18 protein-coding genes and 1 tRNA gene are annotated in these 16,058 nt (G+C 62.4%); 7 read left to right on the top strand and 12 right to left on the bottom strand.

What is annotated here, in order from left to right:
- Window positions 1–95 precede the first annotated feature (95 nt).
- The 6 genes from LIX00_RS03285 (at window position 96) to LIX00_RS03260 (ending at window position 3,418) form a co-directional block, all read left to right on the top strand.
- Window positions 96–587, top strand: coding sequence for a type IV pilin domain-containing protein (locus LIX00_RS03285; protein ID WP_227354759.1), 492 nt, complete (start codon window positions 96–98; stop codon window positions 585–587).
- A gap of 881 nt (window positions 588–1,468) precedes the next feature.
- Window positions 1,469–2,035: a hypoxanthine/guanine phosphoribosyltransferase gene (hpt, locus tag LIX00_RS03280; protein WP_227354758.1), complete on the top strand. Its 567-nt coding sequence runs from the start codon at window positions 1,469–1,471 to the stop codon at window positions 2,033–2,035.
- Window position 2,036: 1 nt separating this feature from the next.
- Complete coding sequence (locus LIX00_RS03275; protein WP_227354757.1) at window positions 2,037–2,372, top strand: hypothetical protein; 336 nt, start codon at window positions 2,037–2,039, stop codon at window positions 2,370–2,372.
- A gap of 45 nt (window positions 2,373–2,417) precedes the next feature.
- Window positions 2,418–2,669: a hypothetical protein gene (locus LIX00_RS03270; RefSeq protein ID WP_227354756.1), complete on the top strand. Its 252-nt coding sequence runs from the start codon at window positions 2,418–2,420 to the stop codon at window positions 2,667–2,669.
- 3 nt (window positions 2,670–2,672) lie between these two features.
- Window positions 2,673–3,200, top strand: a complete 528-nt coding sequence (locus LIX00_RS03265) for a hypothetical protein (RefSeq protein ID WP_227354755.1) — start codon at window positions 2,673–2,675, stop codon at window positions 3,198–3,200.
- Between the two features lie 5 nt (window positions 3,201–3,205).
- Window positions 3,206–3,418: a hypothetical protein gene (locus LIX00_RS03260; RefSeq protein WP_227354754.1), complete on the top strand. Its 213-nt coding sequence runs from the start codon at window positions 3,206–3,208 to the stop codon at window positions 3,416–3,418.
- 12 nt (window positions 3,419–3,430) lie between these two features.
- Here LIX00_RS03260 and LIX00_RS03255 read toward each other — a convergent pair whose 3' ends face one another.
- The 11 genes from LIX00_RS03255 to LIX00_RS03205 all read right to left on the bottom strand — a co-directional run bounded on the left by LIX00_RS03255 (window position 3,431) and on the right by LIX00_RS03205 (window position 12,783).
- Window positions 3,431–3,688, bottom strand: coding sequence for a hypothetical protein (locus LIX00_RS03255; RefSeq protein WP_227354753.1), 258 nt, complete (start codon window positions 3,686–3,688; stop codon window positions 3,431–3,433).
- Between the two features lie 39 nt (window positions 3,689–3,727).
- Window positions 3,728–4,186 carry a hypothetical protein gene (locus tag LIX00_RS03250; protein ID WP_227354752.1) on the bottom strand — a complete coding sequence of 153 codons (459 nt, stop codon included), beginning with the start codon at window positions 4,184–4,186 and terminating at the stop codon, window positions 3,728–3,730.
- Complete coding sequence (locus LIX00_RS03245) at window positions 4,183–4,671, bottom strand: hypothetical protein (RefSeq protein WP_227354751.1); 489 nt, start codon at window positions 4,669–4,671, stop codon at window positions 4,183–4,185. The genes LIX00_RS03250 and LIX00_RS03245 overlap by 4 nt, the downstream gene beginning before the upstream one ends.
- A 78-nt stretch (window positions 4,672–4,749) precedes the next feature.
- Complete coding sequence (locus LIX00_RS03240) at window positions 4,750–6,120, bottom strand: ABC transporter ATP-binding protein (protein WP_227354750.1); 1,371 nt, start codon at window positions 6,118–6,120, stop codon at window positions 4,750–4,752.
- Entirely contained in the window at window positions 6,090–7,241 is a 1,152-nt protein-coding gene (locus LIX00_RS03235) for an ABC transporter ATP-binding protein (RefSeq protein WP_227354749.1), read from the bottom strand. The genes LIX00_RS03240 and LIX00_RS03235 overlap by 31 nt, the downstream gene beginning before the upstream one ends.
- Window positions 7,242–7,243: 2 nt before the next feature.
- Window positions 7,244–8,200: an ABC transporter permease gene (locus LIX00_RS03230; protein WP_227354748.1), complete on the bottom strand. Its 957-nt coding sequence runs from the start codon at window positions 8,198–8,200 to the stop codon at window positions 7,244–7,246.
- The gene (locus LIX00_RS03225) at window positions 8,201–9,190 is read right to left on the bottom strand and encodes an ABC transporter permease (RefSeq protein ID WP_227354747.1); all 990 of its coding nucleotides are present in this window, start codon (window positions 9,188–9,190) and stop codon (window positions 8,201–8,203) included.
- A 177-nt stretch (window positions 9,191–9,367) separates the two neighbouring features.
- On the bottom strand, window positions 9,368–11,419 hold the full coding sequence (locus LIX00_RS03220) for an ABC transporter substrate-binding protein (protein WP_227354746.1): 2,052 nt from the start codon (window positions 11,417–11,419) through the stop codon (window positions 9,368–9,370).
- Between the two features lie 142 nt (window positions 11,420–11,561).
- Window positions 11,562–11,840: a hypothetical protein gene (locus LIX00_RS03215; RefSeq protein ID WP_227354745.1), complete on the bottom strand. Its 279-nt coding sequence runs from the start codon at window positions 11,838–11,840 to the stop codon at window positions 11,562–11,564.
- A 51-nt stretch (window positions 11,841–11,891) separates the two neighbouring features.
- Window positions 11,892–12,575: a type 1 glutamine amidotransferase domain-containing protein gene (locus LIX00_RS03210; protein ID WP_227354744.1), complete on the bottom strand. Its 684-nt coding sequence runs from the start codon at window positions 12,573–12,575 to the stop codon at window positions 11,892–11,894.
- 133 nt (window positions 12,576–12,708) lie between these two features.
- A tRNA-Met gene (locus LIX00_RS03205) sits at window positions 12,709–12,783 on the bottom strand.
- Window positions 12,784–12,935: 152 nt separating this feature from the next.
- On the opposite strand from LIX00_RS03205, the gene LIX00_RS03200 reads away from it, so the two are divergent.
- Window positions 12,936–15,188, top strand: a complete 2,253-nt coding sequence (locus LIX00_RS03200; protein WP_227354743.1) for a DUF2298 domain-containing protein — start codon at window positions 12,936–12,938, stop codon at window positions 15,186–15,188.
- Here the strand turns inward: LIX00_RS03200 and LIX00_RS03195 are convergent.
- Window positions 15,185–16,003 (bottom strand): nucleoside phosphorylase, encoded by an 819-nt coding sequence (locus LIX00_RS03195; protein ID WP_227354742.1) that lies wholly within the window; start codon window positions 16,001–16,003, stop codon window positions 15,185–15,187. The two genes, LIX00_RS03200 and LIX00_RS03195, sit on opposite strands and share 4 nt — an antisense overlap.
- Window positions 16,004–16,058: the final 55 nt, after the last annotated feature.

Below are 16,058 nucleotides of genomic sequence, written 5' to 3'. Positions count from 1 at the left end.
TCAAATTTCCGACATCTGAATCCAACTGTCGGGATATTTATCTCTCCTAGCCGGTCCCGGTGATGGAAACGCGCGTCGAAGGAGAAACACAAAACATGACACTCAAAGAAAAGTTCGAAGAAGCTACCGGACGGGACTTCGAGCGTGCGGTCAGTCCCGTTATCGGCGTCATTCTGATGGTCGCTATCACCGTGATACTGGCTGCCGTGATTGGAGCGTTCGTGATGGGTCTTGGAGATAGTGTTCAAAAGAACGCTCCCCAAGTATCGCTTGAGATTAGCCAAAAGTCCGCCACTGAGATTGAAGTTTCCCACGTCGGCGGTAGCCCGCTACAAGAGGGAGAAATCTCTGTGGTCTTTGAGCCTAGCACCGACGATGACACTATTGACAGTGACACTAATGTTAATTCATGGGGTGATTCATTGGGTGATCAAGCAGAAATTACAGGTGGTGAATCTGTTGTGTTAACACCTACTGCAGGAACGAATGGTAATGGACAATATGATTCCGGAGACGTCATCAAAATTGTTTGGAACGCTGATGGTGGTTCTAATTCCAACGTGCTTGCAACGTACGAAGTGAATTAAAACCTCTAGCTGTCAAATTATACCGTTTAATTTTCTATAGCCAAAATTCGCCAATAATTAGATGTGATGGTTGATGGCTGGAATCCAACTAACCGCATAACGCCATTAGCCGAGGCTCACTCCCGCAAAAGGGGAGTGGGGGAACTATTCAAACCTTGCTGGGGTAGGGGGTCTTGGCAACCGATCGTCGGAGTGCGGGTCTCGCCCACCCGCACTTTCTCGTAGTACGGGCGGGCTAAAAGCGGTGAGCCTTACCCGGAGCGAAAGTGAAAGTGGCCGCGGTCGGAAGACGATTTTGTGGCGTTGGGTTTGGTAACCGCCGGCAGAAAATCCCGCATTTGTCGCGTTTCGACACGAGGCGTTGAAGCAACGACGCTAGCTGCGACTAGGCACAGGCCACGCCCTCACTCGGTCAGTCGCTCGTGGCTTCGCCACTCGCTCCCTCCTTCGTTCGCCCGTTGCCACCAGGACAGCCGGCCGTGCGGGCCGGCGGCCCGCACGGCCGATTCTAATCCGGCCAGCCGCTTTCGGCGGACGTTCGCCCTAGCGATTCACGGCGGCAGGCTGACCAGCCGCCTTCAGGACGAATGCGCCAGACGGCACATTCGTCCTGGCGGTTCCTGGTGGTAACGGGTGAACGAGGATGCGGCGCGAGTGGACGCGAAGCGTCTGCGAGCGAGCGTCCGAGCGAGGGCGTGGCCTGGGCCTAACATCAGTGAACGATTCTTCGCCACAAGAACTGGTTTCGCTCCGGAGAGGACGCGGTCCGTTCTCGCTTGAACCGCTCCGTTCGGTTCCAATGTTGCTTTCGATTACTCCGCTAGTCTTCTCCGCGAACGACGATACCGGCATCTTTTACTGATGGGTCGAAAATCACCAACATGGACCAGTTGAAGCAGTCGCTTCTCGAAGCGCCGATTATCGAGAAAAACGGGTACCACTACTTCGTCCATCCCATCAGCGACGGCATTCCGATGCTCGAACCGACCCTCCTGCGCGAAATCGTCATCAAGATCATCCGGAAGGCGGACCTGGAGAACGTCGATAAAATCGTCACGCCCGCCGCGATGGGCATCCACATCTCGACCGCCGTCTCGCTGATGACCGACATCCCGCTGGTCGTCATCCGCAAGCGACAGTACGGACTGGAGGGGGAGGTCGCGCTCTCCCAGCAGACCGGCTACTCCGAGAACGAGATGTACATCAACAACGTCCGCGAGGGCGACCGGGTGCTCCTGCTGGACGACGTGCTCAGCACCGGCGGGACGATGAAAGCCGTCACCGAGGCGCTGGAGTACATCGGCGCGGACGTGGTGGACGTGTGCGCCGTCATCAAGAAGGTCGGCGCGAACGAGTTGGACGAGACCGACTACGCGGTCAAGACGCTCATCAACGTGGACGTGCAGGACGGCGAAGTCGTCATCGTGAACGAGCACGGCGACGGGTGAGATGTTCTCTCGACGGTTCCTGTCGATGGTTTCGACGTTCACGCTCGTCACGGGCGCGCTGCTCGTCGGCGACTCCCTTCACGGGTCGGTCGTCACGGGTGCGTACGGGGTGACCTCCCCGGCCTTCGTCCTCCGTATGCTCCCCGGCCTCGCGCTCATCTGGGTGGGGTACACCCTCCGCGAGCACCACGAGAAGTTCATCTCCTCCTACTTCGCCGGGCGGGACGCGGCGGCGAAGTCCGACGAGGACGAGTTCGACGAGCGAATGTCACCGCTCGCCGGAGACGGACTGGAGAACCTCGAAGCGAGCGAGAGCGAACGGGACGAATCGAATTAACCTTCGTTGCAGAACACTTATGATTGTGCCGTAGTAGCACAAACCATGGCGTTAAAGAGTCGCGTTCCGAAACCGCTGCGCGGTCCGATAGGACTGATATCGATAGTCGTGGCGCTGCTCAGTGTCATCGTCGGCTACATCTACTTCCTGTTCGGCCTCTCGCTGTACTTCAAACTGATTCCGCAGATGGACGATACGATGACGACTTCCGAATCGCTCGTCGTCATCGCGGCCGGCGTCGCCCTTCTCGGACTCGGCTACGCCGGTTGGCGCGGCTTCAACTACTTCGCGTACTGAGCCATGGACGTTCGGAATCACCCCGACGCACCCGACTTCGAGGAACTCCGAGATATCGTCGTCGAACCGGTCCCCCGAGCGGAGATAGAAACGCGCAGAGCCGACGGCGGCGTGTTGGTCGAGGACAACGTCCGCGAACGAGACGACCTGAACGTCGTCGCGTACATCGGCCCCGAAACCGACGGGACGGAGGCGGAGCACGTCGGCATCCCTCTCTACCGCCTCGTCCAGTTGTTCGGCACGCCGCAGTTCCCCGAGTTCCAGGCGGGCGAGGACATCGGCTGGCGAACCGACGAAACGTTCAAATATCTGTTACGGGTGAAGCATAAGGGGACCCGCGGCGAACTTCCACCGAAGTGGCTCATGACGATTCACGATTCCCACGTTCGATTCGCCGCGAGCGTCGCCGAGTGGCGCGACGATGACGCCGAGTTCACCGCGGATTCGACGCTCGCGCTCACGACCTACGCCCTCGCCCAGCAGATCGTCCTCGAACCCGTCGAGTGCGTTTACGAGGGTATCCGTTTCTGAGATACATGGACGACCTTGGAAACCGAGTCTTCTACTGGTTGACCGACGAAACGAACGTCACGGTGCTCATGTTCACCGCGGCGACCCTACTCGGCGTCGCCAGTCTCCTGCTCTTTTTCCTCTCCGGGCAAGGATCGGCGACCCAGACGGAGTTCGTCCTCCTCGTCGCGGCGATGGTACTCGTCTTTTTCGTGACGATTCGGAGCAGCACGTTCTGACGGGAACGCGTTTCAGCGAGTCGCCACGTGCATGATGGCGAACGCGAGCGCGATGGACCCGACGAGGAGTCCCGCGAACACCGGGATTATCGCCCCGTAGGCGTACAGGTCGTACCAGTAGCCCGCGTACGCGAGCAGGACGAACGATGGCACCGAGAGGAGCAAGAACAGCGACGAGAGATAGCTGGCTATCGTCGGGTCGTCACCGTGTTTTGCGAAGGTGCCGCGTTCGCGGACGGAGCGTTCGCGCGTCGGGACGTCTTTCGACACGGAGAAAGGTAGCGACGCTCGTACCAAAACGCTCACGGTTCACGTGGACGCGTAGGCGTCCACCGTCAGGGTGGTCAGGTACGCCCCGAGGTACACCGCCGCGTAGACGAAAAGCGCGGCGACGACCGCCGTTCCGGCTACTCTCGGGAGCAAGATGTCGCGGGCACCCGACGCGAACGGAAGTATCCAGAGCGGAGCGATCCAAACGCCGACCATCGTGAGTCCGCCGAAGATGAACCCCATCAACCCGACGCGGATGCTCTCGCGCAGGTCGTGTGCGAGCAGGTGTGCGTAGGCACCGGCGAGGGCGACGAGTCCGAGCACGAAGGACGGGTCTAGCGACGCGGTCATCAATCCCGACATGCTGTACGTAAACGCCGCCAGTCCGGCGATGCCGCCCGACACGAGGCTCTTTCCGAGAACCGCGATTCGGTATCGACGCCGCGCGTTTCCGTGGGTGCTGTCGCTCGCCCAGCCGTTCGTGTTCGCTTCCGTCATCGGTCCGACCCCGCGGTATCGACGGGAACGGTGACGCCTTCGTTACCGATCTCCCCGCGAAGTTTGCCGGAGAGCGCGACCGACCCCGATTCGACGGCGCGCCTCGCTCGCGAGACGCGCTCCGGGGCGAGGTCGATGTTCGCGGTGATTTCGACCGTTTCCCCCGGAGGAACGGTCGCTTCTCCGAGTCCGGTCGTCGTCCCGTCGGATAGCTGCGTTCGGCCGTCGGCGGCGTGTAACAGTCCGCTGTAGAACACGACCGCTCGGCGCGTCGGGTTGTGGACTTCGAGCGTGGCGGAGAGGTGTTCGCCGCCGTCGGAGACGGCGTACTCCGACACCGTCACGTCGACGCTTCCGACGTTCATCGTGGCGATGTGGCCCGACATCGTCGGGACGAACAGCCACAGCGTGACGACCGCCGTGGCGACGACGAGCGCGACGAGGAGCGGACGGTCCGGTCGTAACACGGAACGGGCGGAAGACATGATGATAATCGGAACTTTGTGTATCGGTACCGTAAGGGTTTCTCTCGGCAGCGGACGAACGAGAAACCGCGCCGGGAATCAGTCGGAAGCGTCCGGCGTGATGGTCTCCGTATTCGACGCCGACGATTCGTAGAGGTGGCAGGCCGTAATCTGTTCGTCCGCCCGTCGGAGGTCGGGATGCTGCTGCTCGCAGATGGTCTGGAACTCCCGGTCGAGTTGCTCCTCCGCCGCTTGGACGTCGCCCTCGAGGAGGTCGCGGGCGGCGGATCGAAGCGCGTTCTCGGCCCGTCGAGGCATGTCGAGCGTCCGCACGTCGACCGACCCTTTCCCCTCTCCTTCGAGGCGGTGTTCCTCCGGTAGCTCCAACGCGAGACCGGTTTCGAGCAATCTATCGACCGCGACGCGCTGCTCTACGTGGTCAGTTTCCACGTCCTCCACGTCCAGTTCGCCCGTCGCGACGCTTCGTTTGAAGTTGAACGCGCGCCGGAACGCGTCCTGACTGCCCGTCCAGTCCTCCGGCGGGATTATCTTGGAGCAGCGCGGGTGGAACCGACAACCGCTCGGCGGGTTTCGAGGGTTCGGAACCTCGCCGGTCACGTTCGCCCGGTGTCGTTCGGCGTCGGGCGAAATCTCCGGCACCGCATCGAACAACGCCTGCGTGTAGGGGTGTTTCGGCTTTGTCACGACGTCGGTTGTCGGCCCCTGTTCGATGACGTCGCCGAGGTACATGATGGCCGTCCGGTCGCACATGTACCGGATGAGAGAGAGATCGTGGCTGATGAACAAGTAAGTAAGGCCGTACTCGTCCTGCAGTTCCTTCATCAGGTTCAACACGCCCGCTCGAATCGACACGTCGAGCATCGAAACCGGCTCGTCGCAGACGACGAAGTCGGGGTTGACGACCAGCGCGCGGGCGATGGCGACGCGCTGGCGCTCGCCGCCCGACAGTTCCTTCGGGAACTCGTTCAAGTACGCCTCCGCGGGCGAGAGCCCCACGTCGTTCAGCACGCGGGTGACCCGCTCCCGGCGGTCCCGGTACCCGTCACCGATATCGTTTATCTGGAGCGGTTCGACGACCGATTGGAACACCGTCATTCGAGGGTTCAGACTCTCGAACGGGTCCTGGAATATCATCTGGACGCGCTGGCGGAACATCTTCTCGTCCTCCCGCGAGAGCTCGGTCACGTCGCGTCCGTCGAACGTGATCGTTCCGTCCGTCGGTTCGTACAGTTTCACCAGCAGCTTTCCGAGCGTGGTTTTCCCGCAGCCGGATTCGCCGGCGATCCCCATGATGTCTCCCTCGTTGATGGTCAGGTCCACGTTCTGAACCGCGCGAACCGGCTGCGGTTCTCGACCGAGGACGCGGTCGACGACGCCCTGCGATAAGTCGAACAACTTCGAGACGTTCTCTATCTCAACTAGTGGGTCTGGGTCGTGTTCTGTTGCCATGTTTCCTCCTTTTGCGCCTCAGTGCGCATCGTTTCGAGTTCGTCGACGCGATAACAAGCCGAACGGTGGACGTGGGGCGTGTTCGCTTCGGTGCGCTTGCCCATCTCCGCCTGCTCGACGTCGTACATCGGGGGGTGCGCCGAGTGACACTCGTCCACGACGAACGGACACCGGGCCGAGAATCGGCATCCCGCACCGGGGTCGAGGAGCGTCGGCGGCGACCCGGGGATGGAGATGAGTTTCCGCTGCTCCTCTTCGACCGTCGGGAACGAGTTTTTCAGCCCGAGCGTGTACGGGTTCGCCGAATCCGTGAGCACCTCGCCCATCGGTCCGCTCTCCATCATCTTTCCGCCGTACATCACGGCGAGCTTATCGCATATCTCGGCCATGACGCTGACGTCGTGACTGACGACGAGAATCGCGACGTTGAACTCCTCTTGGAGCGCTTCGAGTTCCTCGAGGATGCGGTCTTGGATGATAACGTCGAGCGCGGTCGTCGGCTCGTCCGCGATGAGCAAGTCCGGATTGCACGCCATCGCCATGGCGATGACGGCGCGCTGTTTCATCCCGCCGCTGAACTGGTGGGCGTAGTCGTCCGCGCGTTCCGGTTCGATGCCGACGCGTTCGATGAGGTCGCGGGCGCGAGCGTCCGCCTCCTCGCGGGTCGTCGCCGGTTCGTGACGCAGGATGGCCTCGACGATCTGATCGCCGACCTTGTACACCGGATTGAGCGCGTTCATCGCGCTCTGCGGGATGAGCGCGATGTCCCGCCAGCGAACGTCGCGAATCTGCTGGTCGTCCAGCTTCGTGAGGTCGGTCATCCCGTCCTCGCGCACCGGGTAGCGGTCGTCGTCGATTATCTCCCGGCGCGCGTTCCCGTTCTCGTCCTCCCACTGCGGGAGCGTCCCGTCGAACCACACCTCGCCGCTTTCGACGTAGCCGTTCGCGTCGAGGAGGTGGATGAGCGACTTCGCCAGCGTCGTCTTTCCGCAGCCTGATTCGCCGACGAGACCGTACGTCTCGCCGTGGTCGACACTGAAACTGACGCCGTCGACGGCGTGAACCTGCTTTTCTCCGGCGTCGTACCGAACGCAAAGCTCGTTTACTTCTAACAGTGACATTGTTACTCCTGTGGATTCGCAACGTCCTCCACCGAGAATCCGATGAAGTAGAACGCCGCGGCGATGGACGTGATCGCCAGCCCCGGCGGGATGAGCCACCACGGCGCGTCGAAGACGTAACCCTTAGCGCTGACCCTCTCGATCATTATCCCCCACGAGTTGGCCGTGAAATCGGCCAACCCGAGGTACGCGAGCGCCGCCTGCGCGAGAATCGCTCCCGCAGCGTCCTGCGCGAGGAACACGAAGGCGAGGGGGATGACGTTCGGGAGGATGTGTCGGAACACGATTCGCGTATCGCTCGCCCCCGCGACGCGGGCCGACTCGATGTACGCCCGCTCCTTGAGCGACAGCGTCTCCCCGCGGATGAGGATGCAGTTGTTGAGCCACGACGTGATGGCGATGCCGAAGATGATGTTCGTCGTGGTGATGCCGTTGATGGCGACGAGGACGACGAGGAACGGGAGGAACGGCATCCCGTACATCACGTCGACGATGCGCTGGATGAGTTCGTCGATCCACGTGTCGCCGTAGAATCCGCTGATGAGCCCCAACGGAACGCCGACGAGGCTGGAGAGGAGTCCGGCGGCGAAGCCGATGTACAGGGCCGTCTTCGCCGAGTACACCATCTTGGTGAGGATGCCGTGCCCCAGGTCGTCCGTGCCGAGGGGCGCGAAGAACGGATCCCCGAACGCGGGCGGATGCGGGAACTGCTGTTTCTGTTGCAGCGTCAGATAGGCGTGCGGGTCGTTGCCGACGAACGCCCGCCACTGTAAGGTGTGCGGAGCGAACACCGACGGGAACAGCGCCCAGAGGACGTACATCAGCAGGATGAGGAGCCCGAGGACGCCCATCTTGTGCTGGGTGTATCGATTCCACCCTCGGCGGAAGCGTTCGATGCGCGGCTCCCATCGCTCCTTGAACGAACCGGTCGCCGACGCGGTTTTGGATTGTGTCGACATCTATGATTTCCCCTCGAATTTGATCCGCGGGTCGAGATACGTGTACGCGACGTCCGTGAACAGCCGCATCGTGATGATGAGGACGGCGAGGATGAAGAACGCCGCCTGCGTGACGGGGTAATCATGCTGTAACACCGCGCTGACGATCAGCTCCCCGATGCCGGGCCAACTGAACACTTGCTCGATGAGAATGCTCCCGTCGATGAGGAACGCCAGTCCGACGATAGCCTGCGTCGCGACCGGAATCAGCGCGTTGCGAGCGGCGTGTTTCATCATCACCGTTCGCTCGCTGAGACCCTTCGCTCGCGCGAGGAACACGTAGTCCTCGCCGGTGACGTTGTTCATCGACGGACGCATGACGAGCATCGCGCCGACCCAGCCGACGAACGCGATGCTGAACAGCGGGAGAGCGATGTGGTGTAAGATGTTCGTCATCGCTATCGTCGGCGTCCAATCGGCGATTCCGAACTGGTTGACCATGTACTGGCTCTTCAGCCAGCCCAGTTCGTAGTCGAACAGCCAGATGAACAGCCACGCGATCCAGAACGCGGGCATGGAGTACATCGTCAAACCGACGGTGTACGTGAACTTGTCCTTCCGCGTCCCGCGCCACCAGCCGAGGTACATCCCGACCAGCGGGCCGACCGTGTACGCGACGACGAATCCCGCGCCGAACAGGATGATGGTGCGCGGAAGTCGTCGGACGATGAGCGACCAGACGGACACCTTTCGGATCGGCGAGCGTCCGAACTCGCCGACCTGGTAGTTGAGCATGAAGTTCACGTACTGTTTCCACAACGGCTCGTTGAGTCCCCACGTCTCCCTGAGTCGCTCGATCTGCGCCGGCCTCATCTCCGGCGTTATCATGCTGTTGATGAACGACCCGGGCATGCTTCGGACGAGCACGAACAGGATCGTCATTATCACGAGCAGGGTCAGGTAGGAGACGACCAGCCGCTTTGCGAGGTAGCGGGCGCTGATCCTACTCATGGCCATCCTTCTTCGACGTCGGTGTGATAGTTACCATATCGCTTGGTCTTGCGAATCCATGCGGTGCATGGCACACATTCGTTATCAATGTGGTGTTCTCGCATCGTTCTGGTACGAAATTCGGTCGGCATCCCTACGAGTCGGTAAAATCCAGTACCGAGGGTCGGAAGACGACCGTTACTGCTTCAAGTTCTCCTTGAGGTAGAGGTTGCCGTACTCCGAATCCCAGTTCGCGTACGCGGGGTCGACGATGTTGCCGACGACGCCGCCGAACTTGGCCGTGTTCATGGGCCAGCGGTACTTCGCGTAGTCCTGTACCATGTACGGCATGTCGAGGTATACGCGCTCGATGGCCTTCGCCCACTTCTTGTTCCGCGTCTCGGGGTCGGTCTCGCTGTACGCGTCTTCGATGAGCGTGTCGGCGCTACCGCCGGCGACGCCGTAGCCGGTGGAGTTGTAGGCGAACTTCTCGTGGTCGTCGCCCGCGTTCCGCGAGTGGAAGAACGCCTCGATGGACGTTCCGTACGCGCTGGTGCCGCCCCAACCCATCGGATAGATGTCGTAGTCTTCCTGGTTGTACACCAGGCCGGACAAGGTGTTGAACTCGACGGGTTTGGTTCGAACCGGGATGCCGAGCTGTAGCAGGTTCTTCCGCCACTGGTCGATGGCCTTCGCCTCGTTCGGCTTCTCGCTCGGCGGGTCGATGAAGATGACGATCGCGTCCCCGTCCATCATCTCCGGAACGGTCTGCCCGTCGATTCGAATCTCCTTGTCGACCGAGACGTTCGCATCTTTGAGCGCCTTCGACTTGATGGAGCCGAAGGAGTACTCGTACTTCGCAGTCGAACGGCTCGCTTTGACGCCGGAGAACGTTCCGGGGAACTCCTTGCCGACGTAGGTCCCCTTACCGCTGACTACCTTTCTGTCCGTCAGGAACTTGCGAACGCCTTGGACGTCGGGCTTTTTATTGCCGGACGCACTCCGGAAGTCGAACGCGTTCGTCCGCGGGTCGGTCAGCAACTCGCCGCCGTGGACGGTCTCCGGACGGACGGCCCTGTAACCGGGCGACTGGGCGTAGTCGCCCTTGATGACGTAGCCGCCCTTCAGGGACCGGACCCAGTACTGGTCGTCGAACATGAACGCCATCGCCTGTCGGAACGCCACGTCGTCGAGCGGGGCGCGGCGACAGTTGAAGCCGTAGTAGGAGAACCCGCTGTCGTACCCCTTGATGAGGCTGCTCTTGCTGTCCTTCTTGACCTTCGGAATCTGCGCCGGCGAGAAGCTACCGTAGTGTGTGTCGATATCGCCGTTCAGGAACGCCTGCGTCATCGGCGACGTCCCGCCGTACACCTTGAAGTTCACGCCGTCGAGGAACGGACCGCCGTGGATGAGCGACTTGTGGTCTTTGATCCACTGGAGGCTGTTGAGCGCGTAGGTGTTGTCGATGTAGTCGCGGCGGAACTTGACCTGCATCGAGGTGTCGGGGTTGAACTGGGTGAGTTTCCCCGGCCCGGTTCCGACGGGTCCTTCCTCGTTCTTCGCCATCGGGTCGTAGTTGTTGTAATCGACGCCCTCCCACTTGTGTTTGGGAATGATGGGCGCTCCTTGGAGGATGGTCGTGTCCCACGTACCGACCTGCTGGGACATCTTGATGTGGATATCCCAGTCGTTGCTCGCCTCCTCGACCTTCTCGTAGTCGTTCCACGCCGAGAACTCGCCGGGTTCGTGGTCCAGCAGGTACTGGTACGAGAACACGACGTCGTCTATCGGCTTGAACTTCTCACCGTCGTTCCACTCCAGCCCTTCCTTTCGGACGTTGAAGTAGACGTCCGGTTTCTCCTTGTCGGCGTTCTTCAGTTCCCAATCGGTGAAGACGTTCGGTTTGACCTCGAACGTCACCGGGTCGGTGCTGACACCGTAGTTGTACACCGGTGCTAGCCCGACGGCGGAGTACACGTTACCGGACAGGAAGATATTCGGACTGTCCGGGGCTTCCGGAAGACCGTACCGCAGCGTTCCGCCAGGCGTAATCTGGTCGGGACCGACGCTGACCGTACCCGCTTCCCCGTTCGTCGTCGAAGTGTCCCCGGTTCCCGTCGTACTGGTTCCCGGATTTTTTTCCTGACCCGAACAGCCGGCGAGCGAGAGCGCGACCGCACCGGCCCCGCTCGCCTTTAGAAAGTTCCTTCGGCTATCGTCGTTACCACTTCGGTTGCGTCGCCGTGGCATACCAAAGACTTGTAGAAGATGTATTTAAAGTTACTGGTCACCAGAAGGATTTAGTTTTCAGCGGTTCATAGAAGTCGATACTACCTATAAAGAATTTTAAACGGTTTATCGGAAAGGTCAATGTGCGGTATCTTACCTGTCGTTATCGATATCTGTCATCATCTTTGGCAAGCATTCCGTAGTAAATCGTCCCGGCGACCGCGGTCGTCCCCAAGAGGAGGAACGACTCGTCGGAGAGCGCTGCTCGACCCGGATACGTCTGCGCCCACGCGATACTCAGCGCGGACCAGATGCTGGCGACGAAAAACCCCGCCGTCAGTAACCAAAACCCCGTCCGTCTCCGCCCCGACCGGAGGAAGACCACGGCGACGGTCATCGTGACCCCCGCCAGTATCGCCAGCACGCCGCGCGTCCCGAGCATTCGTTGGCAGTGCGGACGATGACGGCATAAATCGTCCGTTTTTGCCGACGGTTACTTGACGCCGAGGTTCTCGAGGAGCGTCGTCGCCGCTTCGTGGGACGATTCGGGGCCGCGCGCGGTGAGCAAGTCGCCGTCCACGCGCACGCTCGTCTCCGAGTCGAGTTCGGCGTCCCAGTTTCCGCCCGCCGCGCTCACTTCGTCTTCGACGTAGTACGGGAGTTTTCGTCCGTCGGGCATGCAGTCGTGCTCGTCGACGATATCCTCCTCCCAGTCGTTCGGGAAGCCGGTCACGTCTCGCCCTTCGACGAGGAATCCGCCGCCGCCGTCCCGCGTGAACGCCAGCAATCCGACCGCGTGACAGACCACGAGCGCCTTCCCGTCCTCCCCTTCGACGGTGTCCCGGAGCAGCCGTCGCGCGTGTCGGTCTTGGTTCACGTCCCACTCCGTCCCGTGTCCGCCGGGGAACACCACCGCGTCGTACATGTCGCCGTCGACGTTCGCCAGCGGTATCGGATTCTGCATTCGCTCGTCGTTCTCGTGGACGTCGCGGACTCGCTCCGCGGTCTCTTCGCCGACGTTCTCCGGGTCGATGGAGCGCTGGTCGACGACCGCTTTCGAGCCGCTCGGCGTCGCGACGTCGATGTCGACCCCCGCGTCGGAGAGGGTCTGAAGCGGGTCGACGCACTCTTCGCCCCAATACCCTTCCTCGCTGACCACGAACAGCGCGGTTGTCATACGACGTTCTTGCGTACCGCGGTCAATAAATCGCGTGGCCGGTCGCGGAAGCTAGACCGAGAACGAACTCTCGCGTATCGGCGGACCGTTCGCAGAACGGAGGCGACGCTTCGAACCGGAGATAGTGTAAAAGTAGCGGGAGGTAGATTTGAACTACCGATCTGCGGGTTATGAGCCCGCCGGAATCTCCTGGCTATCCCATCCCGCTACACTCTCGTACTGTCGTTCGGTAGTTAAGGATTGTGATTCGACCGCCGTATGTGAGTTAGTACCGCCGCGCCGCCGGGCGGAGAACGTGTCCGCTGCGTATCACGACCCCAAGACGTATACCTTTCCGGCGCACTCACCAAAGCAGAAGATATGGAGTTCGCGCTCGTCGCCTTCTGGCTGCTCGTCTACTACGCGTTCGCTCTCGCGGGTCTTCCGGCCGCTGCCGCGCTCTTTCCGCGATTCCCCGACCGGGGGGCCGCGTTCGCACTCCCCGCCTCGCTCGCCGTCGTGACGATAGTGGTGTACTGGCTCGGACAGTTCGCGTTCACCACCGCCACCGTCGTCGCGGCCATCGCCGTGCTCGCTTCCATCTCCGTCCTGCTGTGGAGGCGCGATATCGAACTCGACCTCCGAGGGTACGCGGAAGCGATGGCCGTGTTCACCGCCGCGTTCTGCTTTCTGATCGTCATCCGGGCCATCGACCCGGCGATTATCGCGACGGGCGGCGAGAAGTTCCTCGACTTCGGCCTGTTGCAGTCGCTCATGCGCGCGCCCGCGCTCCCGCCCGAAGACATGTGGTTCGCGGGAGAACCCGTCCGCTACTACTACGGGGGCCACCTCGTCGCGGCCATCCTGACGAAGCTGACGGGGACGCTCCCCCGGTTCAGCTACAACCTCGCGCTCGCGGGATTCTACGGCATGCTCGTCAGCACCGCCTACGGACTGGCGAGCGCGATCGCCGACCGACACGGAACGCCCCGGCGGCTCGCGGGCGCGCTCGCCGCGTTCTTCGTCGGCTTCGCCGCGAACGTCTACACCCCGATGCGGTTGCTCGCGGGGGCGCTTCCCCGCTCGCTCGTCGAGGCGATAGCGACGCCGTTGGAGATGAACCCGGCGGACGTCCCGCTCACCCCGACCGAGTTCCACTACTGGGACGCGAGTCGCGTGATGGTCGGAACGATAAACGAGTTCCCCTTCTTCGCGTACCTGAACGGCGACCTGCACGCCCACATGATGGGGCAACCGTTTCTGTTGTTCGTCGCCGCGCTCGGCTACGCCGTCTACCGCTCGGACGCGCGGTGGCGTCGGGCGCTCGTCTTCGGCGCGCTTCCGCTCGTCGTCGCCTTCGTCAGCACCGTCAGCTCGTGGAGCTTCCCGACCGCGCTCGGCGTCGTCTGGCTCTCGCTTACCTTCGCGGACGAGCATCCGGCGACGCTCGTTCCCGGCGGCGAACGCATCGCGGGAGGGGAATCGGTCGTCGTCCGTGAACTCGGGCGGACGACGACCGCGATGGCGATAACGGTCGTCGTCGGCGCGCTATCGTTAATCTGGGCGGCTCCGTTCGTGGCGAACGTCCTCCTCGGTGCCGCCGGGAACCGGAGCATCGCCTTCTTCCCCGACCGAAGTAGCCTCGTGGAGGTGCTCGTCGTCCACGGGGCGTTCCTCGCCCTCTTCGCGCTCTACTTGGGCTCGCACGTCCGCTGGCGGGACAGGGAGGCCACGCAGGTCGGCGTTCTCGGCGGTCTGCTGGTCGTTGCGGGATGGCAGGGCGGCGTCGCGGCGGTCGCGCTGGTCGCACCCCTCCTCGTCGCCGGGTGGGCGCTCCTCCGCCTCGACGCCGACCTCGACTTCGAGACGGTCCTGCTGGTCGGGGGTGCCGGTCTCGTCCTGCTCGTGGAGTTCGTCTACTTGCAGGACAACGCGATCGCCGGGCGGTTCAACACCGTCTTCAAGGTGTACATGCAGGTGTGGGTGCTCTGGGCGGTCGCCGGCGGCGTCGCGCTCGCGCGACTCCTGACCGACGCCGCGCCCGACCAACTCTCGGGAACGCTTCTCACGCCGCGACAGTGGATGGCGATTTTCGCCTCGTTCCTCCTGCTGTCGACGTCCGTCTACGGCGTCTTCGCGCTCGGCCAGCACGTCGGTTCGGACAGCGCCATCCACAGAACGGAAGACCCGACGCTCGACGGAATGGCGTTCATCTGGACGGTTCACGCCGGCGAGGCCGGCGCTATCGAGTGGCTCGGCGCGAAAGAGGGGCGGCCGCACATCGTCTCCGCGCCCGGCAAACCCTACCAGTGGGGGAGTCCGGCGTCGTCGCTCACCGGCCTGCCGACGGTTCTCGGCTGGTATCAGGAACGAATCTACCGCGGCGACGCGGCCTACGAGGAGCGAAAGCGGAACGTCGAACTCATCTACAGCGCCGACTGGGAAACTCGCGCGAGGCTCTTCGACCGGTACGACGTGAGGTACATCTACTACGGACCGCGCGAACGGGAGTGGTACGGACGGTCGACGTTCTCGAACTATCCCGGCGTCGAACTGGCCCACCGTTCCGGGTCGGTGTCGATATACCGCGTGAACCAGACCGCCGTCGACCGGCAGACCGACGTACCGGGTTAATCTAACGCCAGTCCGGGGTGCCAGCGTTCGACGCCCGCCTCGGCCTTCAGTTCGTCCATCTCCGCGAGCAGTTTCACCGCCAGACTGGCGGTTTCGGCGGCGCGGTGTTCGCCCTCGGTTCTGAACTCGCCGGTCTCGCGGTTGGCGTACACCGAGCAGACCGCCCCCGCCCGCAGTCCGTAGACGTTGGCGATGGTGAGAATCGCGCTCGCTTCCATCTCGATGTTCTTCACGTTCGCGTTCTTCAGGTGTTCGACCAACTCGTCGCCGCCCTCGGCGCGGAACCCCTCGAATCCGGGGCGACCCTGCCCGGCGTAGAAGCTATCGGCGCTCATCGTGATGCCCGCGTGGTAGTCGTGGCCGAGTCGCTCCGCGGCGGCGACGAGCGCGGCGACGACCTCGTAGTCCGCGACCGCCGGGTACTCCTCGCGGACGTACTCGTCGCTCGTCCCCTCCTGTCTGACCCCGCCGGTCGTGATGACGAGGTCGCCCACGTCCATCTCGGGTTGGATCGCGCCGCACGAACCGACGCGGATGAACGTGTCCGCGCCGACTCGCGCCAACTCCTCGACCGCGATGGCGGCGGACGGACTGCCGATTCCGGTCGAGGTGACGCTGATGGGCGTCCCGTCGTAGGTACCCGTCGCGGTTCGGTACTCGCGGTGGAAGGCCACCTCGTCCGCCGAGTCCCAGAACTGCGTTATCTTTCCGACGCGCTCGGGATTGCCGGGCAGGAGGACCGAGTCGGCGACGTCGCCCTCGCCGACTTCGATGTGGTACTGTACCTCCGCGTTCGGGTCTTCGCTGTCGTCCATGGCTGACACGTTTATCGCCGCGGAGATAGGTGCTTCGCGTCGTCCGTCCAACCGC

Source organism: Haladaptatus salinisoli (assembly GCF_020614375.1).
Classification (GTDB): domain Archaea; phylum Halobacteriota; class Halobacteria; order Halobacteriales; family Haladaptataceae; genus Haladaptatus; species Haladaptatus salinisoli.
Note: the sequence above shows the minus strand (reverse complement) of the source record. Positions and strands in the feature narration are given on the sequence as shown.

Excerpts from the sequence above, each read along its gene's own strand:
- LIX00_RS03210 (WP_227354744.1), bottom strand. The coding sequence starts at position 12,575 with ATGACAACCGCGCTGTTCGTGGTCAGCGAGGAAGGGTATTGGGGCGAA.
- LIX00_RS03265 (WP_227354755.1), top strand. The coding sequence starts at position 2,673 with ATGGACGTTCGGAATCACCCCGACGCACCCGACTTCGAGGAACTCCGA.
- LIX00_RS03215 (WP_227354745.1), bottom strand. The coding sequence starts at position 11,840 with ATGCTCGGGACGCGCGGCGTGCTGGCGATACTGGCGGGGGTCACGATG.
- LIX00_RS03250 (WP_227354752.1), bottom strand. The coding sequence starts at position 4,186 with ATGACGGAAGCGAACACGAACGGCTGGGCGAGCGACAGCACCCACGGA.
- LIX00_RS03200 (WP_227354743.1), top strand. The coding sequence starts at position 12,936 with ATGGAGTTCGCGCTCGTCGCCTTCTGGCTGCTCGTCTACTACGCGTTC.
- LIX00_RS03220 (WP_227354746.1), bottom strand. The coding sequence starts at position 11,419 with ATGCCACGGCGACGCAACCGAAGTGGTAACGACGATAGCCGAAGGAAC.
- LIX00_RS03230 (WP_227354748.1), bottom strand. The coding sequence starts at position 8,200 with ATGTCGACACAATCCAAAACCGCGTCGGCGACCGGTTCGTTCAAGGAG.
- LIX00_RS03285 (WP_227354759.1), top strand. The coding sequence starts at position 96 with ATGACACTCAAAGAAAAGTTCGAAGAAGCTACCGGACGGGACTTCGAG.
- LIX00_RS03240 (WP_227354750.1), bottom strand. The coding sequence starts at position 6,120 with ATGGCAACAGAACACGACCCAGACCCACTAGTTGAGATAGAGAACGTC.
- LIX00_RS03260 (WP_227354754.1), top strand. The coding sequence starts at position 3,206 with ATGGACGACCTTGGAAACCGAGTCTTCTACTGGTTGACCGACGAAACG.
- LIX00_RS03245 (WP_227354751.1), bottom strand. The coding sequence starts at position 4,671 with ATGTCTTCCGCCCGTTCCGTGTTACGACCGGACCGTCCGCTCCTCGTC.
- LIX00_RS03270 (WP_227354756.1), top strand. The coding sequence starts at position 2,418 with ATGGCGTTAAAGAGTCGCGTTCCGAAACCGCTGCGCGGTCCGATAGGA.
- LIX00_RS03275 (WP_227354757.1), top strand. The coding sequence starts at position 2,037 with ATGTTCTCTCGACGGTTCCTGTCGATGGTTTCGACGTTCACGCTCGTC.
- hpt (WP_227354758.1), top strand. The coding sequence starts at position 1,469 with ATGGACCAGTTGAAGCAGTCGCTTCTCGAAGCGCCGATTATCGAGAAA.
- LIX00_RS03195 (WP_227354742.1), bottom strand. The coding sequence starts at position 16,003 with ATGGACGACAGCGAAGACCCGAACGCGGAGGTACAGTACCACATCGAA.
- LIX00_RS03225 (WP_227354747.1), bottom strand. The coding sequence starts at position 9,190 with ATGAGTAGGATCAGCGCCCGCTACCTCGCAAAGCGGCTGGTCGTCTCC.
- LIX00_RS03235 (WP_227354749.1), bottom strand. The coding sequence starts at position 7,241 with ATGTCACTGTTAGAAGTAAACGAGCTTTGCGTTCGGTACGACGCCGGA.